The 24,888-nt window shown below is 72.8% G+C and carries 26 protein-coding genes; 6 read left to right on the top strand and 20 right to left on the bottom strand.

The window, feature by feature from the left end; genetic code table 11:
• Nucleotides 1–329, top strand: a 329-nt coding sequence (locus tag RWM17_RS02325) for an HPr family phosphocarrier protein (RefSeq protein ID WP_314100980.1), incomplete at its 5' end; no start/stop codon positions are given.
• Between the two features lie 68 nt (nt 330–397).
• Here the strand turns inward: RWM17_RS02325 and RWM17_RS02330 are convergent.
• From RWM17_RS02330 to RWM17_RS02355, 6 genes are all read right to left on the bottom strand, one after another.
• Entirely contained in the window at nt 398–1,189 is a 792-nt protein-coding gene (locus RWM17_RS02330; protein ID WP_314100981.1) for a pyrimidine reductase family protein, read from the bottom strand.
• A complete protein-coding gene (folP, locus tag RWM17_RS02335; protein ID WP_314100983.1) occupies nt 1,186–2,094 on the bottom strand; it encodes a dihydropteroate synthase in 909 nt (302 codons plus the stop codon). The genes RWM17_RS02330 and folP overlap by 4 nt, the downstream gene beginning before the upstream one ends.
• A complete protein-coding gene (gene folE / locus RWM17_RS02340; RefSeq protein WP_314100984.1) occupies nt 2,087–2,680 on the bottom strand; it encodes a GTP cyclohydrolase I in 594 nt (197 codons plus the stop codon). The genes folP and folE overlap by 8 nt, the downstream gene beginning before the upstream one ends.
• Before the next feature lie 70 nt (nt 2,681–2,750).
• The gene (locus RWM17_RS02345; RefSeq protein WP_123545621.1) at nt 2,751–3,221 is read right to left on the bottom strand and encodes a hypothetical protein; all 471 of its coding nucleotides are present in this window, start codon (nt 3,219–3,221) and stop codon (nt 2,751–2,753) included.
• Between the two features lie 112 nt (nt 3,222–3,333).
• Nucleotides 3,334–3,789, bottom strand: a complete 456-nt coding sequence (locus RWM17_RS02350) for an NUDIX domain-containing protein (protein WP_314100987.1) — start codon at nt 3,787–3,789, stop codon at nt 3,334–3,336.
• A 13-nt stretch (nt 3,790–3,802) separates the two neighbouring features.
• Entirely contained in the window at nt 3,803–4,570 is a 768-nt protein-coding gene (locus tag RWM17_RS02355) for an SDR family oxidoreductase (RefSeq protein WP_314100989.1), read from the bottom strand.
• Nucleotides 4,571–4,729: 159 nt separating this feature from the next.
• Here RWM17_RS02355 and RWM17_RS02360 point away from each other — a divergent pair, with 159 nt between their 5' ends.
• The 4 genes from RWM17_RS02360 (at nt 4,730) to RWM17_RS02375 (ending at nt 7,591) form a co-directional block, all read left to right on the top strand.
• Complete coding sequence (locus RWM17_RS02360; RefSeq protein ID WP_133737457.1) at nt 4,730–5,194, top strand: NfeD family protein; 465 nt, start codon at nt 4,730–4,732, stop codon at nt 5,192–5,194.
• An 11-nt stretch (nt 5,195–5,205) separates the two neighbouring features.
• Nucleotides 5,206–6,348 carry an SPFH domain-containing protein gene (locus tag RWM17_RS02365; protein WP_314100993.1) on the top strand — a complete coding sequence of 381 codons (1,143 nt, stop codon included), beginning with the start codon at nt 5,206–5,208 and terminating at the stop codon, nt 6,346–6,348.
• A gap of 47 nt (nt 6,349–6,395) precedes the next feature.
• Nucleotides 6,396–7,139, top strand: coding sequence for a glycerophosphodiester phosphodiesterase family protein (locus tag RWM17_RS02370; protein WP_314100995.1), 744 nt, complete (start codon nt 6,396–6,398; stop codon nt 7,137–7,139).
• A gap of 86 nt (nt 7,140–7,225) precedes the next feature.
• Nucleotides 7,226–7,591: an RNA polymerase-binding protein RbpA gene (locus RWM17_RS02375; protein WP_314100996.1), complete on the top strand. Its 366-nt coding sequence runs from the start codon at nt 7,226–7,228 to the stop codon at nt 7,589–7,591.
• A gap of 183 nt (nt 7,592–7,774) precedes the next feature.
• On the opposite strand, the gene lnt is transcribed toward RWM17_RS02375, so the two are convergent.
• From lnt to RWM17_RS02420, 9 genes are all read right to left on the bottom strand, one after another.
• Nucleotides 7,775–9,442 carry an apolipoprotein N-acyltransferase gene (lnt, locus tag RWM17_RS02380; RefSeq protein WP_314100998.1) on the bottom strand — a complete coding sequence of 556 codons (1,668 nt, stop codon included), beginning with the start codon at nt 9,440–9,442 and terminating at the stop codon, nt 7,775–7,777.
• Between the two features lie 96 nt (nt 9,443–9,538).
• Entirely contained in the window at nt 9,539–12,061 is a 2,523-nt protein-coding gene (locus RWM17_RS02385) for an RNA helicase (protein WP_123545628.1), read from the bottom strand.
• A 4-nt stretch (nt 12,062–12,065) separates the two neighbouring features.
• Nucleotides 12,066–12,902 carry a twin-arginine translocase subunit TatC gene (gene tatC / locus RWM17_RS02390; protein WP_314100999.1) on the bottom strand — a complete coding sequence of 279 codons (837 nt, stop codon included), beginning with the start codon at nt 12,900–12,902 and terminating at the stop codon, nt 12,066–12,068.
• 3 nt (nt 12,903–12,905) lie between these two features.
• Entirely contained in the window at nt 12,906–13,163 is a 258-nt protein-coding gene (gene tatA, locus RWM17_RS02395; protein ID WP_314101001.1) for a twin-arginine translocase TatA/TatE family subunit, read from the bottom strand.
• Between the two features lie 112 nt (nt 13,164–13,275).
• On the bottom strand, nt 13,276–14,250 hold the full coding sequence (locus RWM17_RS02400; protein WP_314101003.1) for a WYL domain-containing protein: 975 nt from the start codon (nt 14,248–14,250) through the stop codon (nt 13,276–13,278).
• The gene (locus RWM17_RS02405; protein WP_314101005.1) at nt 14,247–15,305 is read right to left on the bottom strand and encodes a WYL domain-containing protein; all 1,059 of its coding nucleotides are present in this window, start codon (nt 15,303–15,305) and stop codon (nt 14,247–14,249) included. The genes RWM17_RS02400 and RWM17_RS02405 overlap by 4 nt, the downstream gene beginning before the upstream one ends.
• 74 nt (nt 15,306–15,379) lie before the next feature.
• Entirely contained in the window at nt 15,380–16,309 is a 930-nt protein-coding gene (locus RWM17_RS02410; protein ID WP_314101007.1) for a hypothetical protein, read from the bottom strand.
• Between the two features lie 67 nt (nt 16,310–16,376).
• Nucleotides 16,377–17,408, bottom strand: a complete 1,032-nt coding sequence (locus tag RWM17_RS02415; protein WP_314101009.1) for a tRNA (adenine-N1)-methyltransferase — start codon at nt 17,406–17,408, stop codon at nt 16,377–16,379.
• A 74-nt stretch (nt 17,409–17,482) separates the two neighbouring features.
• Nucleotides 17,483–18,175: an HAD family phosphatase gene (locus RWM17_RS02420; protein ID WP_314101011.1), complete on the bottom strand. Its 693-nt coding sequence runs from the start codon at nt 18,173–18,175 to the stop codon at nt 17,483–17,485.
• Between the two features lie 167 nt (nt 18,176–18,342).
• Between RWM17_RS02420 and RWM17_RS02425 the strand changes: the two genes are divergently transcribed.
• Nucleotides 18,343–19,242: a PAC2 family protein gene (locus RWM17_RS02425; protein WP_314101049.1), complete on the top strand. Its 900-nt coding sequence runs from the start codon at nt 18,343–18,345 to the stop codon at nt 19,240–19,242.
• A gap of 49 nt (nt 19,243–19,291) precedes the next feature.
• On the opposite strand, the gene RWM17_RS02430 is transcribed toward RWM17_RS02425, so the two are convergent.
• The 5 genes from RWM17_RS02430 to RWM17_RS02450 all read right to left on the bottom strand — a co-directional run bounded on the left by RWM17_RS02430 (nt 19,292) and on the right by RWM17_RS02450 (nt 24,884).
• The gene (locus tag RWM17_RS02430; RefSeq protein WP_314101013.1) at nt 19,292–20,023 is read right to left on the bottom strand and encodes a response regulator transcription factor; all 732 of its coding nucleotides are present in this window, start codon (nt 20,021–20,023) and stop codon (nt 19,292–19,294) included.
• Complete coding sequence (locus RWM17_RS02435; protein ID WP_314101015.1) at nt 20,020–21,351, bottom strand: sensor histidine kinase; 1,332 nt, start codon at nt 21,349–21,351, stop codon at nt 20,020–20,022. The genes RWM17_RS02430 and RWM17_RS02435 overlap by 4 nt, the downstream gene beginning before the upstream one ends.
• A gap of 86 nt (nt 21,352–21,437) precedes the next feature.
• Nucleotides 21,438–22,697, bottom strand: a complete 1,260-nt coding sequence (mshC, locus tag RWM17_RS02440) for a cysteine--1-D-myo-inosityl 2-amino-2-deoxy-alpha-D-glucopyranoside ligase (protein WP_314101017.1) — start codon at nt 22,695–22,697, stop codon at nt 21,438–21,440.
• Nucleotides 22,694–23,536 carry an undecaprenyl-diphosphate phosphatase gene (locus RWM17_RS02445; protein ID WP_314101019.1) on the bottom strand — a complete coding sequence of 281 codons (843 nt, stop codon included), beginning with the start codon at nt 23,534–23,536 and terminating at the stop codon, nt 22,694–22,696. The genes mshC and RWM17_RS02445 overlap by 4 nt, the downstream gene beginning before the upstream one ends.
• A gap of 25 nt (nt 23,537–23,561) precedes the next feature.
• Entirely contained in the window at nt 23,562–24,884 is a 1,323-nt protein-coding gene (locus RWM17_RS02450; protein WP_314101021.1) for a M20/M25/M40 family metallo-hydrolase, read from the bottom strand.
• Between the last annotated feature and the right edge of the window lie 4 nt (nt 24,885–24,888).

Raw genomic sequence — 24,888 nt, forward strand, 5'->3', positions numbered from 1 at the left:
GCGCGACGGGCGTCGCGGACCCCCACGCCGACGAGCGCGAGCTGCGCGGCGGCGACGCGGTCGAGCGCTCCGCCGTGCTCGTGAACGCGTCGGGCCTGCACGCCCGACCGGCCGCGGAGCTGGTGACCCGTGCCTCCCGGTTCCAGGCCGACGTCACGGTGAACGGCGTCGACGCGAAGAGCCTGCTCCGCATCATGGGCCTGGGGCTCGGCATCGGGTCGACCGTGTCGCTGATGGCCACCGGGCCGGACGCCCAGCAGGCGGTCGACGACCTCGTCGAGCTGATCGAGGGCGGGTTCGGCGAGGGCGTGGCGGCCCCACAGGGCTGACGCGAGAAGGCGCGACGCACGTCGGGCGGGGGAGCGGAGCCGATCTCGGTGCCGTTCCCCTGCTCGTGTCAGGCGGTCTGCGCCCGGTCGCGCACGTACCAGGTGAGCAGCTCGTCGCCGTCGCGCAGCACGTGGGCGAGCCGCATGCGCCGCAGCGGGCTCGAGTCGTCGCCGTCGGCACCCTGGCTGACTCGCAGGCCGTGGCCGCCCTCGAGCAGCGGCGCGAGGGTGAGGAACAGCTCGTCGACGGCGTCGGCCCGCACCAGGTCGCCGAAGAGACGAGGGCCGCCCTCGCAGTGCATCTGGGGCAGTCCGCGCTCGACCAGGGCGTCGCGCAGGAGGTGCGGGTCGACCCGCTCGTCGCCGCAGGCCACGACGTCCGCGACGCGCTCGAGCGCGCGACGTGCTCCGGGGTCGGCCCGGTCGGTGGTCAGGACGAGCGGCCGCACCGGCGCCTCCGTGAAGACCGTCGACTCGGGGTCGAGCCGGAGCGATCCCGAGACGAGGGCGAAGACCGGCTGCGGAGCGAGACCGGCCTGCTCACGCCAGGTCGCCGCGTCCTCGCTCAGCCGCATCGCGCCGTAGCCCTCGTCGCGGACGGTTCCGGCGCCGACCACGACGACGTCGGCGACGCGCCTCAGGAGGTCGAAGACCCGGCCGTCGGCCGGCCCGCCGAGCGAGCCGGACACGCCGTCCGAGGTGGAGGCGCCGTCGAGGGTCGTCACGAAGTTGACGCGGAGGCACGGGCGGCTGCGGTCGCGGGGGGAGAGCGTCGCCAGCAGGTCCACGTCGGTGAGGGGCGCCTCCTCGGGGCCGCCGGGGACCACGCGGACGAGACGCGAGCCGTCCGAGCCGGTCACGAGACGTTGTGCACGGCGTGCACGGGTCGTCGCCAGCCGAGGATCGCCTCGACCATGCGGGCGGCGTCGACGGAGGCGCGGGCGTCGTGCATCCGCACGATGCGGGCGCCGAGGAAAACGCTGGCGACAGCGGCCGCCAGGGAGCCGGCGAGGCGGTCGGGCTTGGCGCGGTCGAGTGACTCGCCGACGAAGTCCTTGTTCGAGACGGCCGCGAGCACGGGGTGCCCGAGCGCGGCCACCTCGCCGAGACGGCGGGTCAGCTCGAGGGTGTGCACGGTCGTCTTGTTGAGGTCGTGGCCGGGGTCGACGATGATCTGGTCCTCCCGGACGCCGTGGGCGAGGGCGACGTCGACGCGGCGCGCGAGCAGGTCGGTGACCTCACGGGCGACGTCGTCGTAGTGCGGCCGCGGGTGCGGTCGCCGCGGGGCGGCGAGGCTGTGCGTGACGACCAGGGTCGCACCGCTGTCGGCCACGACGTCGGCGAGTCGCGGGTCGTGCAGGCCGGTGGTGTCGTTGACGACCCCGGCGCCGGCCTCGATCACCGCGGCGGCGACCTCCGGCCGGAACGTGTCGACCGAGATGACGACGTCGGACACGGCGGCGAGGGCCTTGACGACCGGCAGCACCCGGTCGAGCTCGTCGGCCGCCGAGAGCTCGGGGCCCGGCGCGAAGGGGACGCCCCCGATGTCGACCCAGTCGGCCCCGGCCTCGGCGGCGTCGACGGCCGCCTGCACGGCCGCGTCGAGGGCGAAGGTGCGGCCCTGGTCGAAGAAGGAGTCGGGGGTGCGGTTGACGACGGCCATCACGGCCACCTGGCGGGAGAAGTCGAAGGTACGGCGTCCGATCGTGCGCACCGGCAGGCGCAGCGGGGGAGCGACGAAGACCGGGAGCGAGGTCTCAGGCACGGTCGTCACCCGCCGTGATGAGGGCGATCGCCTCGGCCCGGGCAGAGGGCTCGGCGAGGGCTCCGCGGCTCGCGACGGTGACCGTCGAGCTGCCGACCTGCCGCGGGCCGCGCGTCGTGACGCAGCCGTGCACGGCGTCGAGGACGACGAGGACGCCGGCGGGGGAGAGGCCCGCGACGAAGGCATCGGCGATCTCCTCGCCGAGGCGCTCCTGCAGCTGGGGCCGCGAGGCCAGGGCGTCCACGACGCGAGGCACGGTGCCGAGGCCGACGATCCGGTCGCCCGGCACGTAGGCCACGTGCGCCTGGCCCACGAAGGGCAGGAGGTGGTGCTCGCAGACGGACCGGAGCGCCATGCCGCGGACCACCACCAGCTCGCCGAGCTTCTCGGGATCGGAGGCGACGGCCGACGAGCGGACGAGCTCGGCGGCGTCGACCTCGAGGCCGGCGAAGAACTCGGCGTACGCCTCGGCGACGCGTCGGGGCGTCGCGCGGAGGCCTTCGCGCGTGTCGTCCTCGCCGATCGCCGCGAGGATCTCGGTGACGGCCGCCTCGATGCGGGGCCGGTCGACGGGTGGCGGGGTCATCTCGCCATCCTGGCAGGTGGCCGGTCGGGCCTCGGCCCGCCGGGGGCAGTTCCCAGGAGCCTCAGTGCGGTCAGCGGGAGTCGTCGCCGGGGGAGCCGTGCTGCTCGGCGGGGCGCGCCTCGTGGTGTCGCCGACCGGGGCTGCGCCGCTCCTCCTTCATCTCGGACTCGAAGACGTGCCGTCTGCCGCCCGCGAGGGCGTCGCGCACGGTCTTCTCGCTGCGCCGGAACTCGGACCAGTAGGTGTCGTCGTAGTCCTCGACGATCTGGAACGTCCAGCGGCCCTCGACGACGTTGCGCCCGACCAGGTCGCGCTCGAGGGCGTCGGCGTGCTCGTCGTGGCCGGCCTCGCGGAGCAGGTCGACCGCCTCCCCGAGCGCCAGGTCTGCCTTGCCGGTGAGCCGGTGGAAGCCGTAGAGCAGGCCTCGGGCGTGCTCCACGACCTCGAGCGCCTCGGAGAGCTTGCCGAGGGCGGCGATCGTCGCGTCGTCGACGCCGTCGGGTCGGAGGTGGGCGGCGTCGGGGGTCTCGTCGTCGGGCATGGGGCGACTGAACACCGGGAGGCTGTCGGGCAGCAGGGAGGAGGGGTACGGATCGTCAAGCTGACATAATGTGCATTATCAGCGTACATGCCGGGGTCCGAGCGGAGGCGTCTCAGCCTCGTGCGAGCACGTCGCGGAGCAGGGACGTCAGGTCGGCCGGCTCGACCGGCTCGGCGGTGGACTCGAGCTCGTCGAGCGTCCACCACCGCGACTCGGTGATGTCGACGCGCTCGTCGTCGGTCCACCCGTCGTCGGCCACCTCGAAGTGCGGCAGGCGCACGACGAACCACTCGGCATGGCCGTGGGTGTGGTCGGCGTCGTCCCACTCGACCTCGAAGTCGTCGACCCGGACGACCGGACCAGGATCGGTGACGACCTGACCGGTCTCTTCACGGAGCTCCCGGATCGCCGCGGCGACGTGGTCCTCGCCCGGGTCGACTCCCCCGCCCGGCGTCACCCAGCGGGCGGTGCCGCTCGTGTCGGGCGCCCTGGTCATCATGAGCAAGATCCGGTCCGCCTCGTCGAGGACGAGGAGGCGGGAGGTCGGACGGACGACGCGCTCGGTCACGAGGTGCCCCGTCTCAGACCAGCGGGGCGAAGTCGCTCGTGTCGCCCACGTAGCGCGTGTGGTCGGCGGGGATCGGGTCGACCGCCGCCGAGGCCACCTCGGCGGCGAACTCGGCGACGTTGTACAGCTTGCCGGCGCTCTCCTTCCGCGACGAGATCGCGCCCGGGTTCGAGCGCTCGAGCAGCGTCGCGGTGATCGTGCCCTCGATCATGTCGCCCGAGACGACGACGAACTCGACGCCGGCGGCCTCGAGCTGCGGCAGCATCTCGCGCAGGGCGTCCTCCCCCGCGCGCTTGCTGAGGGCGACGGGCAGGTACTCGGGCATCGTCTCGGTCGTGCGGATGAAGTGCGCCTGGTGGCTCGTGACGAAGACGACGCGCGAGCCGGGCGCCATCAGCGGCAGGGCCGCCGTGAGCAGGGCGACCTGCGCGTCGCGGTTGAGCTTGAGCGCGTAGTCCTCGGCCATGCCCGTCTCCATGCCGCCGGAGGCGTTCATGACGAGGACGTCGAGGCCGCCGAACGCGTCGCGGACCTGCGCGAACATGGCGTCCAGGCTCTCGGCGTCGGTGAGGTCGGCGCCGACGGCGATCGCCTCGCCGCCCGCGGCCTCGATCTTGCCGACGAGCTGGAGCGCGCGCTTCTCCTTGTTGCGGTAGTTGACGACCACGCGGGCGCCGGCCTCAGCGAGGTAGCCGACCGTGTCGGCGCCGATGCCCCGGGACGAGCCGGTGACGAGGGCGCGCTTGCCGGTGAGGGATCCTGCGGCGAGGGGGTTGGACACGGTGGGCTCCAGACTGTCGTGGGGGCGTACGGCGGGTCGCGACGGACCGTCTCGAGACTATCGGTCCCCGTCCGGCTGTCGGTCGCCCCTGATACCGTCGAGGACACGGTGCGTCGGCGACACAGCGAGTCGACCGCACGCGAGGCGAAGGAGGCTGACGTGGACGTCGTGACCCAGTGGGCGTGGCTGATCTGGATCGGGCTGCTCCTCGTGTTCGTCGTGGTCGAGGTCACGACCCTCGAGCTGACCTTCCTCATGCTGGCGATCGGCAGTGCGGGCGGCCTGCTGGCCGGTCTGTTCGGTGCGCCCTGGTGGCTGCAGATCCTCGTCGCCGGGCTGATCGCCGTCCTGTTGCTCTTCACCGTCCGGCCTCCCCTGCTCCGAGCGCTCGGCAAGGGCGGAGACCCGACGCCGAGCAACCTGGCGGCGCTCATGGGGATCCGCGGCACCGTCGTCGTCCCCATCGGCGTCGACGGCGGCCAGGTGAAGCTCGCCAACGGCGAGACCTGGACGGCCCGCCTCCTCCCTCCTCCCCCGGCCTCGGCCGGCATCGTCCTCGACACCGGCGCGCCGGTCGTCGTCACCGCCATCGAGGGGTCGACCGCCCTGGTCGTCCCCGCCTGAAGGGACTGACCATGGACCCCACCACCATCGTGACCGTCGTCGTCGTCGCGATCGTCGTCGTCTTCGTGCTCGTCGTGCTGTTCCGAGCCGTGCGGATCATCCCGCAGGCCAGCGCCGGCGTCGTCGAGCGCCTCGGCAAGTACCACAAGACCCTCATGCCGGGGCTGAACCTGCTCGTCCCCTTCATCGACCGGGTCCGGCCGCTGATCGACATGCGCGAGCAGGTCGTCTCGTTCCCGCCGCAGCCTGTCATCACCGAGGACAACCTGGTCGTCTCCATCGACACGGTCGTGTACTTCCAGGTGACGGACGCCCGGGCGGCGACCTACGAGATCGCCAACTACCTCGGTGCCGTCGAGCAGCTGACCACGACGACCCTCCGCAACGTCGTCGGCGGTCTCAACCTCGAGGAGGCCCTCACGAGCCGGGACAACATCAACGGCCAGCTCCGCATCGTCCTCGACGAGGCCACCGGCAAGTGGGGCATCCGCGTCGGACGCGTCGAGCTCAAGGCGATCGACCCGCCCCTGTCCATCCAGGACTCGATGGAGCAGCAGATGCGCGCCGAGCGCAACCGCCGCGCCGCCATCCTCACCGCCGAGGGCACGAAGCAGTCGCAGATCCTCGAGGCCGAGGGCTCGCGCCAGTCCGCCATCCTCCGCGCCGAGGGCGAGGCCCGGGCACAGGTGCTTCGGGCGCAGGGCGAGGCCGAGGCCATCGACACCGTCTTCAACGCCATCCACCTCGGCGACCCCGACCCGAAGCTGCTCGCCTACCAGTACCTCCAGACGCTGCCGAAGCTCGCCGAGGGCTCGGCGAACAAGCTCTGGATCATCCCGAGCGAGCTGACCGAGGCGCTCAAGGGCATCGGCTCGGGCTTCTTCGCCCCGAAGGACCCGTCGGCGCCCGGCTGGGTCGACCGCGGCACGACGAAGGTGTCCGAGACCGAGCAGACGCCCGACCTCGCGACCACCGTCGACCTCGGCAGCGAGCCCGACCTGGGCTTCCCGACCGTCACCCGCCCCGGCTCGGGCGACCTGCCGGGATCCGACGGGGCGACGGGCGCCTCGGACACGACGGGTGCCTCGGACATGACGGGTGCCTCGGACGGCAGCACGGACGTGCCGCCCACGGCTCCCCCGGCCGCTCCCTAGTGGAGCCGGCCCGAGCCTCCGACTGGTTCGACGCGCCGACGCCGCGGGTGCTGGCGCATCGAGGCCTGGCACTAGACGTGCCCGAGAACACGACGGCGTCGTTCCTGCAGGCGATCGTGGCGGGGGTGCTCTACGTCGAGACCGACGTGCACGCGACGCGCGACGGCGTCGCCGTCGTGAGCCATGACCCTGACCTCTCGCGGGTCGCGGGCCGTGACGTGTCGGTGCGCGACCTCACCCTGGCCGAGGTCCGGCTGGTCCGGCTCGAGGGCGGCTACGAGATGCCGACCCTCGAGGAGGCGCTGGACGCGTTCCCCGAGACCCGCTTCAACGTCGACGTGAAGGTCGCCGAGGCCGTGGGCCCGACCATCGACGCGGTGCGTCGGGCGCGGGCCGAGCACCGCGTGCTGCTCACCTCGTTCGACCAGCGCATCCGACGGCGGGTGCTGGCCGGGCTCCCCGGCGTCGCCACGTCGGCGTCGTCCTGGGGCGTGGTCGCCGTGGTCGCCCTCGGCGCCGTGCCCGTGACGTCGCTTCGGCGTCGGCTGATGGCCCGTGCGCTGCGCGGCTGCGGGGCCGTCCAGGTGCCCGAGCGCCAGGGACCGCTCCGCGTCGTCACCCGTCGCCGGGTCCGCGACCTCGAGGCGATCGGCGTCGAGACCCACGTGTGGACCGTCAACGACCCCGTCGCCATGCGACGTCTGCTCGCCCTAGGTGTGCACGGACTCGTGTCCGACCGGGCCGATCTCGCCCTCGCCGAGGTGCGGGCGGCCACTGCCAGGGCACTGTGAGCGGACTGTGAATCCGTCTCGGATGAAACAGGCGGACCCGACCTGACGTTACAACGGGAGATTGCAACGCGAGAGGAGACCACACAATGGCAGATCGCAGTTTGCGTGGCATGCGGCTCGGCAGTCAGAGCCTGCAGAGCGAAGAGGGCGTGGAGTTCTCACCCCGGAAGCGTGCCGTCTACCAGACGGCTGACGGCACGGAGTTCGACATGGTCTTCGCGGCAGACGCGGAGATCCCCGATATCTGGCAGTCGCCCAAGAGCGGCCGGGAGGGTCGTCTGCTCGCCGCGGACGGCAAGCCCGTCGAGATCGAGGCCGGAGACGTCAAGGTTCCCAGGAGCCACTGGGACATGCTGTTGGAGCGTCGCAGCCGTGAGGAGCTCGAGGAGCTCCTCGAGGAGCGTCTGACGTTCCTCCGCGCGCGTCGCGGCAAGCAGGCCATCGGAGCCTGAGCTCCCGACGCGCTCCCCCACCATCGGCCCCGGTCGTCGTCACGACGCCGGGGCCGATGTGCGTCCCGGGGCCCGCCGTGACGGCCTGCCTGCCTGCCGTGACGACCTGCCTGCCTGCCGTGACGACCTGCCTGCCTGCCGTGACGGCCTGCCGGCCGTGACGACGTGCGTCCCGTGGTTTCGTCAGCGGCGGCGGCCGCGCCGCACCGAGTCGAACTGGCCGGGGTCGTCGAGTTCGTCCTCGAGTGCCACGGGCTTCTCGGCGGCCAGCCGCGGCGTGGTGAGCTCGGCCCACGGAGCCGAGGTGAGGAGGCGCCGGCGCCGGCTCCGGCGGCCGCCGATCAGCACCCGCGAGAGGACCAGCAGGGCGAGCCCGAGGAACGAGACGAAGAGCTCGATCGCCCGGCTGTCGACGACCGCGGGCGTCGTCCCGGTGCCGAGGTCGACCGTGTGCACCATGGTGCCGGCCGTGAAGTCCTGGACGCCGGCGACGATGTCTCCCCGCGCGTCGATGACCCGGCTGGAGGCGATGGTCGACACGTTGACGACCGGGCGCGCCGTCTCGATGGCCCGCAGCCGGGCGATCGCCAGCTGCTGGGCGTTCTCGTCGGTGTCGCCGAAGTCGGCGTTGTTGGTCTGCGCGATGATCACCTGGGCGCCGTCGCGCATCATGTTCGTGACGAGCTGGTCGTCGACGATGTCGAAGCAGATCGAGATGCCGGCGGTGAAGTCGCCGATCGTCATCGCCTCCGGTCGCGTGCCGGGCGTGTAGTCGCGCGCGATGAGGTCGATCAGGTCGGGTGCGAAGGGCCGCCAGAAGGAGCGGTCGGGCACGTACTCGCCGAACGGGATCGGGTGCTTCTTGTCGTACTGCCCCCGCACCTCGCCGTCGTCCCAGAGGATCGAGGAGTTCCAGACGGTGTCGCCGTCGTCGCTCTGCGTGATGACGCCCGACAGCAGGGGCGCGTCGTAGCCCGTCGTGATGGCGTCGAAGACGTAGCGGCCGTAGGCGTCGCGGGTGGGGTCGCGGTCGCTGCCGCCCTCGGGCCAGACGACGAGGTCGAGGTCGTCGCCGGGCTGGAGGCCGCTCATCGCGAGCACCTGGGAGTTGAGCAGGTCGCCCTGCTCCCGCTCGTCGAAGTAGCCGGCCGGACCGTTGCCCTGCACGCCGGCGATGCGGGCGGTGCCGCTCGACGACGTGGGCCAGGCGGGGACCGCGAGCACGGCGACGACGGCGATCGCGCCTGCCAGCAGCCGGGTCGCGCGCGGCAGCGTGACCATGAGGGCGAGCTGGATCAGGGCCGCCACGAGGGCGACCATGAGGAAGCTCAGCCCCGAGATGCCCACCCACGCCACGAGCCCGGCGAACGGGCTCTGCGACTGGCTGAGCGCCATGCGGCCCCACGCGAACCCGCCGTAGGGCCAGTTGCCCGCGACGAACTCGCGGAGGGTCCAGAGGCCGGCGACGACGACCGGGACGACGACGGCCTGGCCTATGAGTCCGGGCCAGATGCGGGGCACCCAGCGGTAGGCGAGGGCGATGAGCACGGCCCCGCCGCCGAAGAAGAGGGCCTCGAGGGTCGAGAGCGCGGCCCACGGCAGCAGCCCGAGGTAGAGGGTCGCCCAGAAGATGTGGACGAGGTAGAACGAGAGGCCGGCGACGAGGCCCACGAGGAACGCTCCCCCGGCCCGCCGACCGCGCAGGCACACCAGCACGAGGGCGATCCCGACGAAGGCGAGGGGCCACACGTCACCGTCGGGGAAGCCCGCGTCGAGGACGACCCCGGCCCCGGCCGCCACGAGGACGGCCACCCAGAGCGGCAGGCGGAAGTCGGTCACGCGGAGGGGCACCGTGCGATCCTACGGGGGCGAGGCTGGGAGGCGGGGCGCACCTCCTGCGGGTCTCGGGCGACGCTGCAGAGCCGGCTCGGACCGTCGAGCCCCGCCTCACACCGCCGAGTAGGAGACGATGCCGCGCCGGACGGCGTCGAGCGCCCGGCGGGCGATCGGCCCGACCGGCAGGTCGGCCACGACGGACAGCTGGTCGAGCAGGTCGATGGTCTGCTTCGTCCAGCGGACGAAGTCGCCCGCGGCGAGCTCGGCGTCCTCGAGGACGGAGTCGAGGTCCGCTCCCCTGGCCCACCGGTGCATGGCCAGCGCCAAGCCAGGAGCCGGCGGGTTGCTGCCGGGCAGACGGTGTTCCTGCTCGAGGTCGTCGAGCTCGGCCCAGAGCTTCTGCGTCTCGTCGAGCGCCTCGCGGTACGCGCCGCGCGGCAGGAACCGCTCGCTGAGCTGGCCCTCGTCGCGGCGGGGCTCGTAGACGAGGGTGGCGGCCATGGCCGCCATCGAGGGCACGTCGAGCGCGTCCCAGAGCCCGAGCCGCAGGCTCTCGGCGACGAGCAGGTCACGGTCGCCGTAGATGCGGCGGAGGGTGCGCCCGGTCGACGTGACCGCGACCTCGGCCGTGCGGTCGCCTCCACGCCTCGACGAGCCGGGTGCGGCCGCGCCGGACGTCGACGAGCGCGGCGACGCGGGCTCGAGGTAGCCACGGTCGAGCAGCACGTCGGTGACCCGGTCGAAGACCTTGGCGACGGCGCCGGTGCGCCCCCGGATCTGGGCGGACAGCTGGTCGGTCTGCTTCTTGAGCTTCCACCAGCGCTCCGACCAGCGGGCGTGCTGCTCGCGCTCGGGGCAGGCGTGGCAGGGGTGCTGGCGGAGGCGACGGCGCAGGTCGGCGAGGTGCCGCTGGCGCTTGTCGTGCTCGGCCCGCGACTGCGCGTCGGCTCGCGCCGCGCCCTGCTTCTCGAGGTCGCCGAGCTCGCGGCGGATGGTGGTGTACTCGCCGAAGTCGCCGAGGTGGCACTGCATGCTGCGGGCGTAGCCGTCGAGGCTCTCCTGCTGCGTGCGGACCTTGCGGGCGAGGTCGACGACGGCGCGGTCGGCCTGGAACTGCGCGAACGACGTCTCGAGCACCTCACGGGTGCGCGACCGGCCGAACTGCTCGATCAGGTTGACCGCCATGTTGTAGGTCGGGCGGAAGCTGGAGTTCATCGGGTAGGTGCGCCGGGAGGCGAGGCTCGCGACCGCCTGCGGGTCGAGGCCCTGCTGCCACTGGATGAGGGAGTGGCCCTCGACGTCGATCCCCCGTCGGCCGGCGCGGCCGGTCAGCTGGGTGTACTCGCCCGGCGTGATCGGCACGCGGGCCTCGCCGTTGAACTTCTCGAGCTTCTCGAGCACGACCGTGCGCGCGGGCATGTTGATGCCGAGAGCCAGGGTCTCGGTGGCGAAGACGACCTTGACGAGCTTCTTCTGGAACAGTTCTTCGACCACCTCCTTGAAGGCGGGCAGCAGGCCGGCGTGGTGCGCGGCGACCCCGCGCTCGAGGCCGTCGAGCCACTGCCAGTAGCCGAGCACGGCGAGGTCCTCGTCACGGAGCGTGCGGCACCGGGCCTCGACGATCTCGCGGATCTCCTGGCGCTGGTCGGCCGTGGTGAGACGGATGCCCGACCGCAGCACCTGCTTGACGGCCTGGTCGCAGCCGACGCGGCTGAAGACGAAGAAGATGGCCGGGAGCAGGTTCTGGTCGTCGAGCATCTCGACGATCTTCCAGCGGTCGAGGCGCCCCTGGGCGTGCTGCGTCGGCGGCACGACGTGTCCGCGCGGGCCGCGACCCGAGAAGCCGTCGCGACCGCCGCGCTCGCGCCGGCTGCCGCCTCCTCGTCTCGACAGCGACGTGGCCCGCAGCAGCTCGGGGTTGACGCGGTTGGTCGCCGCCTGCCCGCTCGAGTCGAACAGGTCGAGGAACTTGCCGCCGACGAGGACGTGCTGGTCGAGGGGCACCGGTCGGTCCTCGGAGACGATCACGTCGGTGCCGCCGCGCACGGTCTGCAGCCAGTCGCCGAACTCCTCGGCGTTCGACACGGTGGCGCTGAGCGAGATGAGGCGCACGTCGAGCGGGAGGTGGATGATCACTTCCTCCCACACGGCGCCGCGGAAGCGGTCGGCCAGGAAGTGCACCTCGTCGAGCACGACGTAGCGGAGGTCGTCGAGCATCTCGGAGCCCGCGTAGATCATGTTGCGGAGCACCTCGGTCGTCATCACGACGATGCGGGCGCGGGAGTTGACGTTGGTGTCGCCCGTGAGGAGGCCGACCTCGGACGCACCGTACTCGGCCACCAGCTCCTGGAACTTCTGGTTGCTCAGCGCCTTCATCGGCGCGGTGTAGAAGACCTTGTCGCGGGGGTGCTGCATCGCGAGGTGGATGGCGAACTCGGCGACCAGGGTCTTGCCGGCGCCGGTGGGCGCGGCGACGAGGACGCTCGAGCCCTCCTCGACGGAGGCGCAGGCCGCCTCCTGGAACGGGTCGAGCGAGAAGCCGAGCCGCGACCGGAACGACTGAAGCTGCGGGGTGCGGACGCGGTTCTTCGAGGCGGCGAAGCGGGCGGCCGGGCTGAGGTCGCTGCTGGTCATGGGGTCACCCTCCGGCGAGTTCGGCGTCGAGTGCCGCGGCGCGCCTGGCGACGCCGCGGTCGTGGATCCAGGCGACGCCGGCGGCGACGAAGTAGAGGAACACCATCGGGACCGCCAGCAGGAACATCGAGAAGACGTCGGCCGCGGGCGTCGCGATGGCGGTGAAGACGGCGATCAGCAGGATGGCGACGCGCCAGCCCTTGATGATGGCCCCGGCGCTGATGACGCCGACGAAGTTGAGGAGCACGAGGAAGACCGGCAGGACGAAGGCGATGCCGCAGGCGAGGACGAGCTTGAGGACGAAGTCGAAGTACTGCTTCGCGTCGATGATCGCAGCGTCCTGCTCGGAGACGAAGCCCGTGAGCACCCGCACGATGTTCGGCAGGACGTAGACGCCGCTGAGGCAGCCGAGCAGGAAGAGCGGGATGGCCGAGCCGATGAACCCGACCGCGTAGAGCTTCTCGCGGCGCACGAGAGCAGGGACGATGAAGGCCCAGACCTGGTAGAGCCAGACGGGGCTGCTGAGGATGACGCCGACGGTGACGGCGATCTGCATCCGCAGGTCGAAGCTGCTCGTGATCTGGGCGTAGTTGAGGACCGCTTCGCTCGCGTTGCCCCCCGCCAGCACGAGGACCGGCTGCCGCAGGAAGTCGAGGACGTACTGGGAGACGAACCAGCCCGCGACGCTCGCGAGGATCAGTGCCAGCGCGGAGCGGAAAAGGCGCTTGCGCAGCTCGACGAGGTGCGCGCCCAGGGACATCCGCCCGTCGGCCGAGCGCTTCCGCGAGCCCCGGGGTGCCTGGTCGCCCTCGTCGGTGCCACGAGTCGTCGTCGTGGCCACGCGTCAGTTCTTCAGGTGATCGTCGCCGCTGGTGGGGCGGACGGTCGGGACGTCGGCGTCACGGCGCAGGGTGCTGTCGGTCGCCGCGTGGCGGGTGACGTCGTCGTCGCCGCTCTTCTTGTCGTCGCCGATCTCGTTCTTGAAGATGCGCATCGACTGGGCGATGCTCTTCGCGAGGGCGGGCAGCTTGGGGGCGCCGAACAGCAGCAGGATGATCGCCAGGATGATGATCAGGTGCCAGCCGGTGAGGTTTCCGAGCATGAGGGGTGTCTCCTAGCGGGAAGGGGAGTCCCCAGTGTAACCCGCAGCCTGTGACGGGACCTGGTCGTCGGGCCCACGTCGAGCGACCCGACCGGCCCGGCGGCCGGGCGACTCAGGCGTCGTACCGGGCGGCGGCCTCGGCGGCCCAGCTCGCGACGGCGAGACGGGCCTCGTCGGGCGCGACGACGCGAGCGCGGCCGGGGAGCCCGCTGACGAGACGGGCGACGGTGCCCACGTGGCCGACCCGGAGGGTGAGGCGGGTGCGCCCCTCCCCCGCGTCCTCGACGTCGGAGGGGCGGTAGTCGTCCAGGAGCGGCGCCGCTGCCGCGTCGATCTCGACGACGACGTCGAGGTCGTCCGGCGAGCCCTCGAAGAGGGAGTCGGGCAGCGACAGGTCGGAGGCGCGGTGCGTGATGCGCGCGTCGGTGAGGGCAGGCGACGCGATGCGGTCCAGACGGAACGTCCGGAGCGCCTCCCTCAGGTGGTCCCAGCCGCGCAGGTACCAGTCGGCGTCGAGCGACTCCACCCGGAGGGGGTCGACACGGCGCCGTTCGACCTGCCCTCGGACGCCGGCGTAGTCGAACTCGAGCTGCACCCCGCGCTCGACGGCGTCGCGGACGAGGGCGAGCACCTCGTTCGTGCCCTCCTGCGCCACGGCCACCTGGCTCGGCTCGCCCGAGGCGCCGCGCGACAGCTTCGACATCAGAGAGGCGACGGCCCCGCGATCCGCGTTCTCGGGGAGCGACGACAGGTACTGGAGGCCGGCGATCAGCGCGGCTGCCTCGCGGGCAGAGAAACGGGGCGTGTCGTCGATGGCCACGAGGTTGGTCAGGACGATGACGTCGTTCTGCTCGAAGTCGTCCCACGCGATGTCGAAGAGGTCGGCGTGCTGGTACTGGGCGGTGTCTCCCGGGATGCCCGAGACGGCGATGAGCTCGACGGCACGCCGGATGTCGGTCACGCCCACACCGAAGTGCGCGGCGGCCTCGGCCACGCTGACGCGCTCGTGGTCGATCAGCCAGGGCACGAGCGAGAGCAGGAACGCGAGCTTGTCGGTCGCGTGCAGGGCGGGACGGCGGTCGGTCACGAGGCTGCTCCCTCGCTCGTGGCGGCACCGGAGCCCGGGGAGGCGCGGCCCGGGGCGGCGTCGACCGCGTGGTCCGCAGCGAGGTCGCGGAGGCGCGACGCCACCAGGTCGCGCAGGTCGTCGGGCGAGAGCACGACGACCTCGGGCCCGAACGACGTCAGTTCCTCGGCCAGGACCTGGCGGTCGCTGTAGTGAACCAGCAGCACGTCGTCGTCGCCCTGCACGGTGCCGCGTCGTGCGCCGAGACGCGTGCGAGCGTCCGAGTGCGGAGCGGCCCGGACGGCGGCCGTGTTCTGCTCCCACAACCGGTCGAGGCCCTCCAGCGCGGAGTCGGCGGTGGCGTCGGCGGGACGCGCGAACGCCTTCGTCGTGACGGTCACCGGGCCCACGATGCGCGACAGCAGGAAGTTCTTGCGGGACGACGTGTCGGGCTCGACGACGGACACCATCCACCGGCCCTGGTGCTGGACCAGCGCGAAGGGCGCCACCTCTCGACGACGGGGCGCAGCCTCCCCCGGCTTGAGGTAGTCGAAGCGCACGACGACGCCGCGGTCCAGGGCGGTGCGCAGCGGCTCGAAGGCGGCGTCGCGACTGCGGACCCGCGGAGCGTAGGCGAGCTCGGGGACGCTCGTCGCGCCTCCCAGGGACCGCAGCTTGAGCAGCGCGCGGCGGGACTCGGCCGAGAGGGTGCCCTCGCGCCACACCATGCCCGCGAGCGTGAGGAGCGCCGTCTCCTCCGGCGAGAAGGAGATGTCGACGGGGAGCTCGTAGTCGCCGCGGAGGATGCGGTAGCGCAGGAGGTGGTTGTCACCGGCCGCGGCAGGGTCGTCGACGGTCTCGAGGGGCACCCCGAGCTCGCGGATGTCGTCCTTGTCGCGCTCGAACTGCCGCTCGAGGGCCGCGTTGTCGCCGCCGGCGACGTACTTCTGGCGGTAGCCCTGGACGGTGGAGAGCACCTCGGTCTTCGTCAGGCCCGCATCGGTCGCGAGGAGGGCGAGGACGAGGCTGAAGAGGCGTTCCTCGACGGGGATGCGCGGAGCGCGGACGGCTGCCACGGGTCGATCCTAGGACACGCCCGCGAGCCCCGCGGCCCCGAGGACGGGGCGGCGGGGCCACACGGGACGGCGGGTCAGAGGGCGCCCAGGACGTCGAAGACGTAGACGAGCGGCTGGGGGACGCCGGCCGTCTCGTCGGCCGGCACGACGACCATGACCTGCGAGCCGATCGGCGTGCCCACGAGCGCGTCGCGGATCGGGGCGGGGATCTGCTCGTCCGCGAGCGGCAGCGACGTGGCCGACCCTCCGTCGGTCCACGACGAGGTCGCGACGGTCGACGGCGAGGCCCACGTCACGGCGGTGAACTGCACGACGGCGGTGTCGTCCGCGGCGAGCTCGCGGCCGGAGCCGTCGAGCACGAGGTGCGACTCGGGCGATGTCGGGGCCGCCGACGCGGGGACCGTCACGCCGGGGGCGCCGTCCGGGGCGCGGACCACGGCGGGCATGCCCTGAGCGCCGAGCACGGGTCGGCCGTTCGCCTTGGCGAGGAAGGACTGGCGGATGTCGACGATCGCGACGTACGCCGCGTCGGGGGCGTCGTCGGTGGCCCCGGCGCCGCCGTTGACCGACGCCGACAGCTCGGAGGCCTTGATGGCGACGGCGACGCGAGAGCCCACCCGTGAGCACTCGAGCGCGGAGGCGAGCGGAGCCAGGGCGGTGCCGCCGACGGTGATGGGCGCGTTGAGGCTGCCGTCGTAGCCCGAGTCCTCGACCTCGGCGCCGGTGGTGCCGTCGTAGAGGGTGTAGTCGATGATGACCGGGGTGCCGTCGAGGATGCGGTCGCCGGTGCCCTCGATCAGGGTCGAGACCTGTGTCTCGGTCGTGACGATCGGGCTCGGCACCTGGGCGTCGGGCTTCTCGCCGAAGGCGCCGGTTGCGGTGACGACCGAGGCGGCGTCGCCCGTGGGAGGGCACCCGGCGGAGCCCGGCGCGGGGGTCGTCGCGCACGCGGTCAGCGAGGCCAGCAGGCCGACGGTCACGACGAGGGCGGGGATCTTGCGCACGGAGGCTCTTTCCTGGGCTGCGGCCGGGGGCCGCGACTGGCGGGTCGCTGGTGATGCGGAGGACAGCTTAGTGCGGCGCGTCGGCCCGGCCGTCGCCGTCGGCCTCGGCGAGGCTGTCGGTCGCGGCGACGGCGCTGTCGGCCGCCGAGCGCGCCTGCCTCGCGGTCTTGCGGAGCTTCTTGTCGCTCGCCGACCGCTCGCCGAGCGCGCCGGGGGTCCACAGCTCGACGTCCTCGTCCGAGTAGTCGGACTTCGACGGGCGGCGCTTGAGCTGGGGCAGCACCGCACCCGGTGCGAGGCGACGGGCGGTGATCAGGAAGCCCGTGTGCCCGATCATGCGGTGGTCCGGGCGGACTGCCAGGCCCTCGACGTGCCAGCCCCGGACGAGCGTCTCTGAGGCGTCGGGCTCGGTGAACTGGCCGGAGGCGCGGAGGGCCTCGGCGACGCGCGAGAGCTGGGTCGCCGTGGCGACGTAGCAGATCACGAGCCCGCCGGGCGTGAGGGCGGCGGCCGTCTCGTCGACGCACTCCCACGGGGCCAGCATGTCGAGGACGACCCGGTCCGCGGTGCCGTCGGGGACGACGGCGGCGAGCTCCTCGACGAGGTCGCCGACGGTCACCGTCCAGTTCTGCGGCTCGGCGCCGAAGAAGCTCACGACGTTGCCCTGGGCGACGTCGGCGAACTCCTGGCGGCGCTCGAACGACGCGAGGCGCCCCTCCGGACCGATCGCGCGGAGCAGCCACAGCGACAGGGCGCCCGACCCGACGCCGGCCTCGACGACCGTGGCGCCGGGGAAGATGTCGGCGAAGGCGACGATCTGGGCGGCGTCCTTCGGGTAGACGATGGCCGCGCCGCGGGGCATGGACATGACGAAGTCGCTCAGCAGGGGGCGGAGGGCGAGGTACTCGTCTCCGGTCGTGCTCGCGACGACCGATCCGTCGGGGAGGCCGACGAGGTCGTCGTGGGCGATCATCCCCCGGTGCGTGTGGAACACGGCGCCGGGGGTCAGCACTACGGTGTTCATCTTGCCCTTGGGGCCGGTGAGCTGGACCTTGTCGCCCTCGAGGAACGGGCCGGACTGTCGGCGGGTGGCGCTCATGGTGGGTGCTGCTCTCTGTCGGGCCCGGATCGGGGCCGCGGTGCGGGAGGGGCGGCGCACGCGGCGCCGGGGGGTCAGGAGTCGGAGGTGCGCGCGTCGCGGGAGCGTCGGCCCGCGGCGTGCATCTCGCGCAGGTCGGCCAGGCCGACGCCGACGAGCGTGTCGCGGCGGACGTAGCCGGAGTCGTCGGCGAGCGGCGCCGCGTGCTCGACGCCCAGCGCGACGGCGCCGGCGGCCATCGCCGAGGTGAGGCCCGGGACGCTGTCCTCGATGGCGACGCAGTCGGCGACGTCCACGCCGAGCAGCTCGGCACCGCGCAGGTACGCCTCGGGGTGCGGCTTGCTGTGCTCGACCTCGTCGCCGGCGACGACGGCGTCGAACGAGTCGTCACCGATGGCGTCGACCATGAACTGGGCCATCCGACGGATCGACATCGTGACGAGCGCCGTCGGGACGCCGGCGGCCCGCAGCTCGGCGAGGAGCTCGCGGGCTCCCGGGCGCCACGGCACGTGCTCGGCGCAGCGCGTCAGCACGTCGGTGGTCAGCCGGTCGATGATCTCGTCCGCGGGCAGGTCGACGCCGTGCCGCTGCAGGACGGCGGCCGAGTGCCAGAGGCCCGAGCCGATCAGCGTGTCGCCCTCGGCCTTGGTCCAGGTGCCCCCGAAGGAGGCGACTAGGTCGACCTGGGAGTCGAACCAGTAGGGCTCGGTGTCGACGAGGGTTCCGTCCATGTCCCAGAGGACGGCGGCAGGCAGGGAGTCGGTCACGGGGCACGAGTCTACGGGAGCGGTCAGGGCCGCCGCGCTGCCGCCTCCTCGACGGTGCCGGGCGGCTATCGTGGAGGGCTAGACGCCGGGGACCGTGCCCGGCCGGTGAGGATCCCGTGCCCGGTGAAGACGCAGTGCCCGACGAGACGACGACCGAGGGGTCGGCGGTGAGCGGCACGCCGTCGTTCGCGACGGGCCGCCTCCTGGTCGTGGCGTTCGAGGGCTGGAACGACGCCGGCGAGGCGGCCAGCGGGGTCGCCCGCAGCATCGTCGACACCCTCGCGCTCGAGCCGGTCGCCGAGCTCGACGGAGAGCGCTACATCGACTACCAGTTCAACCGCCCCCAGGTCGGGTACGACGACGACGGGGTCCGCGCGCTGGTGTGGCCCCGGATCCAGCTGCACGCCTCCCCCGCGGCGGCCTCGACGCCGGCCGGCGGCCCCGCGGGCGACGCCCCGGACGTCTTCGTCCTGCTCGGCGCCGAGCCCTCGCGCAGCTGGCGCGGCTTCGCGGCCGAGGTGGTCGACCTGATCGACGTGCACGACGTCTCGGCCGTCGTGTTCCTCGGCGCGATGCTCGCCGACGTGCCGCACACACGGCCCATCTCGGTCTTCGTCAGCAGCGACAACGAGGAGGTGCGGGGCGAGCTGAGCCTGGAGCGCAGCACCTACGAGGGCCCCGTCGGCATCCTGTCCGTGCTCGGCGACGCGGTGGAGTCCGCGGGTGTCCCGACCCTGTCGATCTGGGCGCAGGTGCCGCACTACGTGCACGCCTCGCCCTCCCCCAAGGCGACCCTCGCGCTGATCGAGAAGCTCGACGAGGTCGCGGGCGTCAGCATCCCCCGGGGCGACCTCGAGGCCGAGTCCGCCGCGTGGGAGCAGGGCATCGACGCGCTCGCCTCCGACGACGACGACATGGCCGGCTACATCGAGCAGCTCGAGCAGGCGCGCGACACGGTCGACTCGCCCGAGGCGAGCGGCGAGGCGATCGCGGAGGAGTTCGAGCGCTACCTGCGTCGGAACGACGGCAAGGGCCCGGACGACCCGCGCCTGCCGCCTGCCCCCTGACCCCGGCCCCTGACCCGGGCCTGCTGCAGGTGGCGGCGGAGTCGTCGCCCTAGCGGGGCCCGTCGCCGGGGACGACGACCCCGTTCTCGTAGGCGAAGACGACGGCGGCCGTGCGGTCGCGCAGTCCGAGCTTCGTGAGCACGTTCGACACGTGCGTCTTGACGGTGGCCTCGCCGAGGAACAGGTCACGCGCGATCTCGGCGTTCGAGCAGCCCGTGGCCATGCGGTCGAGCACCTCGCGCTCGCGGTCGGTGAGCGCGGCGAGCCGGGGGCTCGGAACGATCGCGGGCACGACGGCCTCGGCGATGGCGGCCGCGACGACCCGACGGGTCAGCTCGGGGGCGAGCAGCGCGTCGCCGCGGTGCACGACGGCGATCGCCTCGATCAGCTCCTCCGGGCTGGACGTCTTGAGCAGGAAGCCGCTGGCCCCGGCACGGAGCGCACGGAACAGGTACTCGCCGCGCCCGAAGGTCGTGAGCACCAGCACGGCCGGGCCGCCGGGCGCCGCGGCCTCGAGGAGGCGACGCGTGGCCTCCAGGCCGTCGATGCCGGGCATCTCGACGTCCATCACGATCACGTCCGGAGACGTCGAGGCGGCCAGCGCCACGGCCTCGAGGCCGTCCCGGGCCTCGCCCACGACGACGACGTCGGGAGCGGTCTCGAGGATGATCCGGAAGCCGGCGCGGACGAGGTCCTGGTCGTCGGCGAGGAGGACCCTGACCGGGCGCGTGGCGTCGGGGCCGGCGTCGGCAGCGAGGGGGGCACGGGCGTCGACGGTCATCGTGCGGGTGCCTCTCGAGTGCGGGGCCGGGCGGGGTCCTCGGGGGCGGCGACGGTCGCCGTGCGGACGGCGGGCAGCACGGCCCGCACCCGGTAGCCGCCCTTGGCGTGCGGGCCGACGTGCAGCTCGCCGCCGTGCAGGTCGACCCGCTCGCGCATCCCGCGCTGACCGAGGCCCGAACCGGCCGAGCCGTGCTGCTGCGTCGACGAGGAGGCGCCTCCGCCCACTCCGTCGTCGGTCACCTCGACCTCGACGGCGCGGTCGCGGTATCGCAGGCGGACGTCGGCGACGCCGGCCGAGGCGTGCTTCAGGGTGTTGGTCAGCGCCTCCTGGACGACCCGGAACAGGGTGACGCCGACGCTGTCGGGCACGTCGAAGCGCTCGCCGTGGGTGCTGAACCGGACGTCGAGGCCGAGCCGGCGGGTGTCGGCCACGAGCTGCGGGAGGGCGGCGAGCCCGGTCGGGCCGTCGTGCGGGGCGTCGTCCTGGGCGCGCAGCACGGTGAGCATCCGCTCCAGCTCGTCGATGGCGGTGCGCGCCGTGGACTCGACGGCGCCGAGCGCGCCGCTCGCGATCTCGGGCTGGTGGAGCGTGCGTCGCGCCGCACCTGCCTGGATGGCGATCACGGCGACGTGGTGCGCGACGACGTCGTGCAGCTCGCGGGCGATGCGTGCGCGCTCCTCGCCGATCGCGCGGTCGGCCACGAGCTCCTGGGCGGCACGAAGATCGACCCCGGCGCGCTCGAGGGCGCGGCGGCGGGCGGCGGAGACCCGGGACGACCGGCCGAACCAGACGGCCGCGACGAAGAACAGCAGGTTGAGGACGAACGAGTAGACGACGGCAGCGACGGTGGAGCTGAGCATCGGGCCGCCCTGCTGGAGCGGGCCGAGCACGGCGACGCCGAGCCAGACGAGCATGGCGGCCGTGACGACCGCGCTGCCGACCAGGGCGGCCCGCCGCGACCGCGCCCAGGCGTTGGCCGTGTAGATGACGAGGAACTCGACGATCGAGGGGGTCGTCGAGTCGGGGTACCCACGCAGCTGGCTGAGGATGAAGACCGCGCTCACGACCACCATGACGGCCACCGGTGCGCGTCGTCGGAGGGCCGTCGGGGCGCACAGGGCGAGGAGCCAGCCGATCGCCTCGGGCGGCGCGGCGGCCTCGAGCTCCGAGCCCTCGACGGCGAGCGAGGCGAGCCAGAGGGTGACGAGGCCGAGGCCGAGCAGGCCGGCCGCGAGCCAGACGTCGCCCCTGGCCTGGCGGCGGGTCAGGACACCACGTCGCCAGACGGTCTCGTCCCCGTCGGCGGGGCAGTCGGGGGCAGACATCCCGTTCAGTATGTCAGGGACCGTGTGTCGTGAGGTTCCGTCAGTGACGACAAGGACCACGCCGACGGCGACGGAGTCCGCACGGCTCAGCGTCGGAGGTCGATCCCCAGCAGGGCGGCCACCGCGTCGACGTCGACGGCCGTCGCGGGTCGACCGGCTGCGACGTGGTCGTCCACGGCCCGGATCGCGCGGGGCGTGTCGAGGTCGTCGGCGAGGGCGGTGCGCAGGAGCGCGAGCAGCGGGGTCGTCTCTGCCCCCGCCTCCTGCGGGCCGACGCCGTGCGCCCAGGCAGTCCAGCGCTCGAGACGCGACTCGGCGTCGGCGAGGTCGTCGTCGAGCCACTCCCAGTCGGACCGCCAGTGGTGCGCGGTGATCGCGAGGCGGACGGCACGGGCGTCCCGGCCTGCGGAGACGAGCTCGCTCACCTTGACGAGGTTGCCGAGCGACTTGCTCATCTTCTCGCCCTGGTAGGCGACCATCCCGCTGTGGGCCCACTGGCGGGCCGACGGCTCGCCGGTGATCGACGTCGCGTGGGCGGTGCTCATCTCGTGGTGCGGGAACACGAGGTCGCTGCCGCCCCCGGCCACGGTCGCCGTCGCGCCGAGGTGCTGCTCGGCGATGACGGTGCACTCGATGTGCCAGCCGGGCCGGCCAGGGCCCACCGACGACGGCCAGGACGGCTCGTCGGCACGGGCCGCACGCCAGAGCAGCGGGTCGAGCGGATCGCGCTTTCCGGCGCGGTCGGGGTCTCCCCCGCGCTCGGCGAAGAAGCGGGCCATGGTCGACGCGTCGTAGCGGCTCTCCAGGCCGAGGTGCCACGAGGTGTCGCGCTCGGCGCCCCGGACGTCGAAGTAGACGTCGTCGCCTGCCTCGGAGCCCGGGGTCTCGACCCGGTAGGCGACGCCCGAGTCGATCAGGCCCGCGACGACGTCCGCCACGTCGCCCACGACGTCGGTCACCGCGACGTAGTGCTCCGGCGGGACGACGGCGAGGTGCTCCATGTCCGAGCGGAAGAGGTCGGTCTGCGACGCGGCGAGGGCCCGCCAGTCGACGCCCGTCGCCGTGGCGCGCTCGAGCAGCGGGTCGTCGACGTCGGTCGTGTTCTGCGCGTAGGTCACCCGGAGGCCCGCGTCGCGCCAGACGCGCACGAGCGAGTCGAAGGCGAGGTACGTGCTGGCGTGCCCGAGGTGCGTCGCGTCGTAGGGCGTGATGCCGCAGACGTACAGCGTGGCGGCGCCGTCGACCGGACGGGTCGTGACGAAGGAGGCGGTCGCCGTGTCCCAGAGGGACGGCAGCGGCCCGTCGCCGGGCAGGCTCGGCACGGCAGGCGCGTTCCAGGACCTCATGCCGCCACCACGCCCGTGCCGAGCAGGACCAGCAGGACGCCGCCGAGCAGGATGCGGTACACGACGAAGGGCAGGAAGCTGCGCTTCGAGATGTAGTTCATGAAGAAGGCGATCACGACGAACCCGACGACGAACGCCACGACCGTCGCGGCCAGGGTCTCGCCGAGCGAGTAGGGGCCGGGCTCGCTGAAGCTCTGGACCAGCTCGAAGAGACCGCTGCCGAACACCGCGGGCACGGCGAGGAGGAACGAGAACCGCGCCGCTGCGGGGCGCGTGTAGCCGAGGCTCAGCGCGGCAGTGGTCGTCGCGCCCGAGCGGGAGACGCCGGGGAAGAGCGCGAGCACCTGGGCGACGCCGACGGCGATGCCGTGGCCGTATGTCATCTCGTCGAAGCGGGCCGTCTTCTTGCCGAGCCGGTCGGCGAGGCCGAGCAGGACGCCGAAGACGATCAGCACGATCGCGACGATCCAGAGCGACCGGAAGACGGTGCGGATGTACTCCTGCGCGAAGTACCCCACCAGCACGATCGGGACCGTGCCGATGATGACGAGCCAGCCCATCCGGACGTCGGGGTCGGTGCGGGGGATCTTCCCGGTCATCCCTCGGAACCACTGCGTGACGATCCGCTTGATGTCGCCCCAGAAGTAGATGACGACGGCCAGCTCGGTGCCCAGCTGCGTGATGGCGGTGAACGTCGCGCCCGGGTCGAAGGCGGCGGCTGCGTCGGGATCGGAGAAGAACAGGCCGACGAGGCGCAGGTGCGCGCTCGACGAGATGGGGAGGAACTCCGTCAGGCCCTGGACGAGGCCGAGCAGGAGTGCCTGGAGGAGATGCTCCACGCGGGGTGCCCTTCTGGTGGGGGTGTCAGTAGGTCGCCAGGAGGTCCCGGAGGACGCGACTGCCAAAGGCTAGTGCGTCGAGCGGTACCCGCTCGTCGACACCGTGGAACATGGCCGGGAAGTCCATGTCCTCCCCCAGGCGCAGCGGCGCGAAGCCGTAGCCGGCGATCCCCAGCAGGCTCAGCGCCTTGTTGTCGGTGCCGCCCGACAGCAGGTACGGCAGCACGGGCGCCCCCGGGTCGTGCCGCTGCAGGGTGGCCGTGATCGTCTCGACGAGGTCGCCGGAGAACGGCGTCTCGAGCCCGATGTCGGTGTGGACGGTCTCGATCTCGACGTCGTCGCCGACGAGCTCGCGCACCTGGGCGAGGACCGCCTCCTCCTGGCCGGGCATGCAGCGGATGTCGACCCGCGCCTCCGCCGTGTCGGGGACCACGTTGTGCTTGTAGCCCGCCGTCAGCATCGTCGGGTTCGTCGTCGTGCGGAGCGAGCCGCGGATGAAGCCCTGCGCCGTGCCGGTGTGCAGCACGAGCTCGTCCGGCGCGGTCTGCGTGACGTCGACGTCGAGGATGCGCGCGACCTCGCGGAGCAGCGCCGTCGTCGTCTCGGTGAGGGCGATCGGCCACTCCTGACGGCCGAGCGCGGCGACGGCCTCCGCGAGCCGCGTCACCGCGTTCGCCTTGATCATCTGGGAGCCGTGGCCCGCGGTGCCGCGCGTGCGGAGGGTGATCCAGATCAGCGCCTTCTCGCCCGTCTGCAGCAGGTACGAGCGACGCCCGTCGATGTAGGTCGAGTAGCCCCCCACCTCGCTGATGGCCTCGGTGGCCCCCGCGAAGAGCTCGGGGTGCTCCTTCACCAGGAAGTGCGAACCCAGCACTCCCCCGGCCTCCTCGTCGGCGAAGAAGCCGACGACGAGGTCGCGGGCGGGGCGCTCGCCGGAGCGGATGATGTCGCCGAGCGACGTCAGCATCATCGCGTCCATGTTCTTCATGTCCACGGCGCCGCGGCCCCAGAGCATGTCGTCCCTCACCACGCCCGCGAACGGGTCCACCGACCAGTTCGCCGGGTCGGCGGGCACGACGTCGAGGTGGCCGTGCACGACGAGGCCGGGCTTGGCGCGGTCGGCGCCCTCGACCCGGGCGACGACGCTGACGCGACCCGGCTCGGACTCGAACAGCTGCGGCTCGAGGTCGAGGGCCCGCAGGGCCTCGGCGACGTACTCGGCGGCGTCGGCCTCGCCCTCGGACCGGCCGCCGCCGTAGTTGGAGGTGTCGAAGCGGATCAGGTCGCGCGCGATGACGGCCGTCTCGTCGAGGTCGTGGTGGTCCGGCTGCGATGCGCTCGTCGTCATGCCG

This window comes from uncultured Frigoribacterium sp. (genome assembly GCF_963515265.1).
In the GTDB taxonomy this organism is placed as follows: domain Bacteria; phylum Actinomycetota; class Actinomycetes; order Actinomycetales; family Microbacteriaceae; genus Frigoribacterium.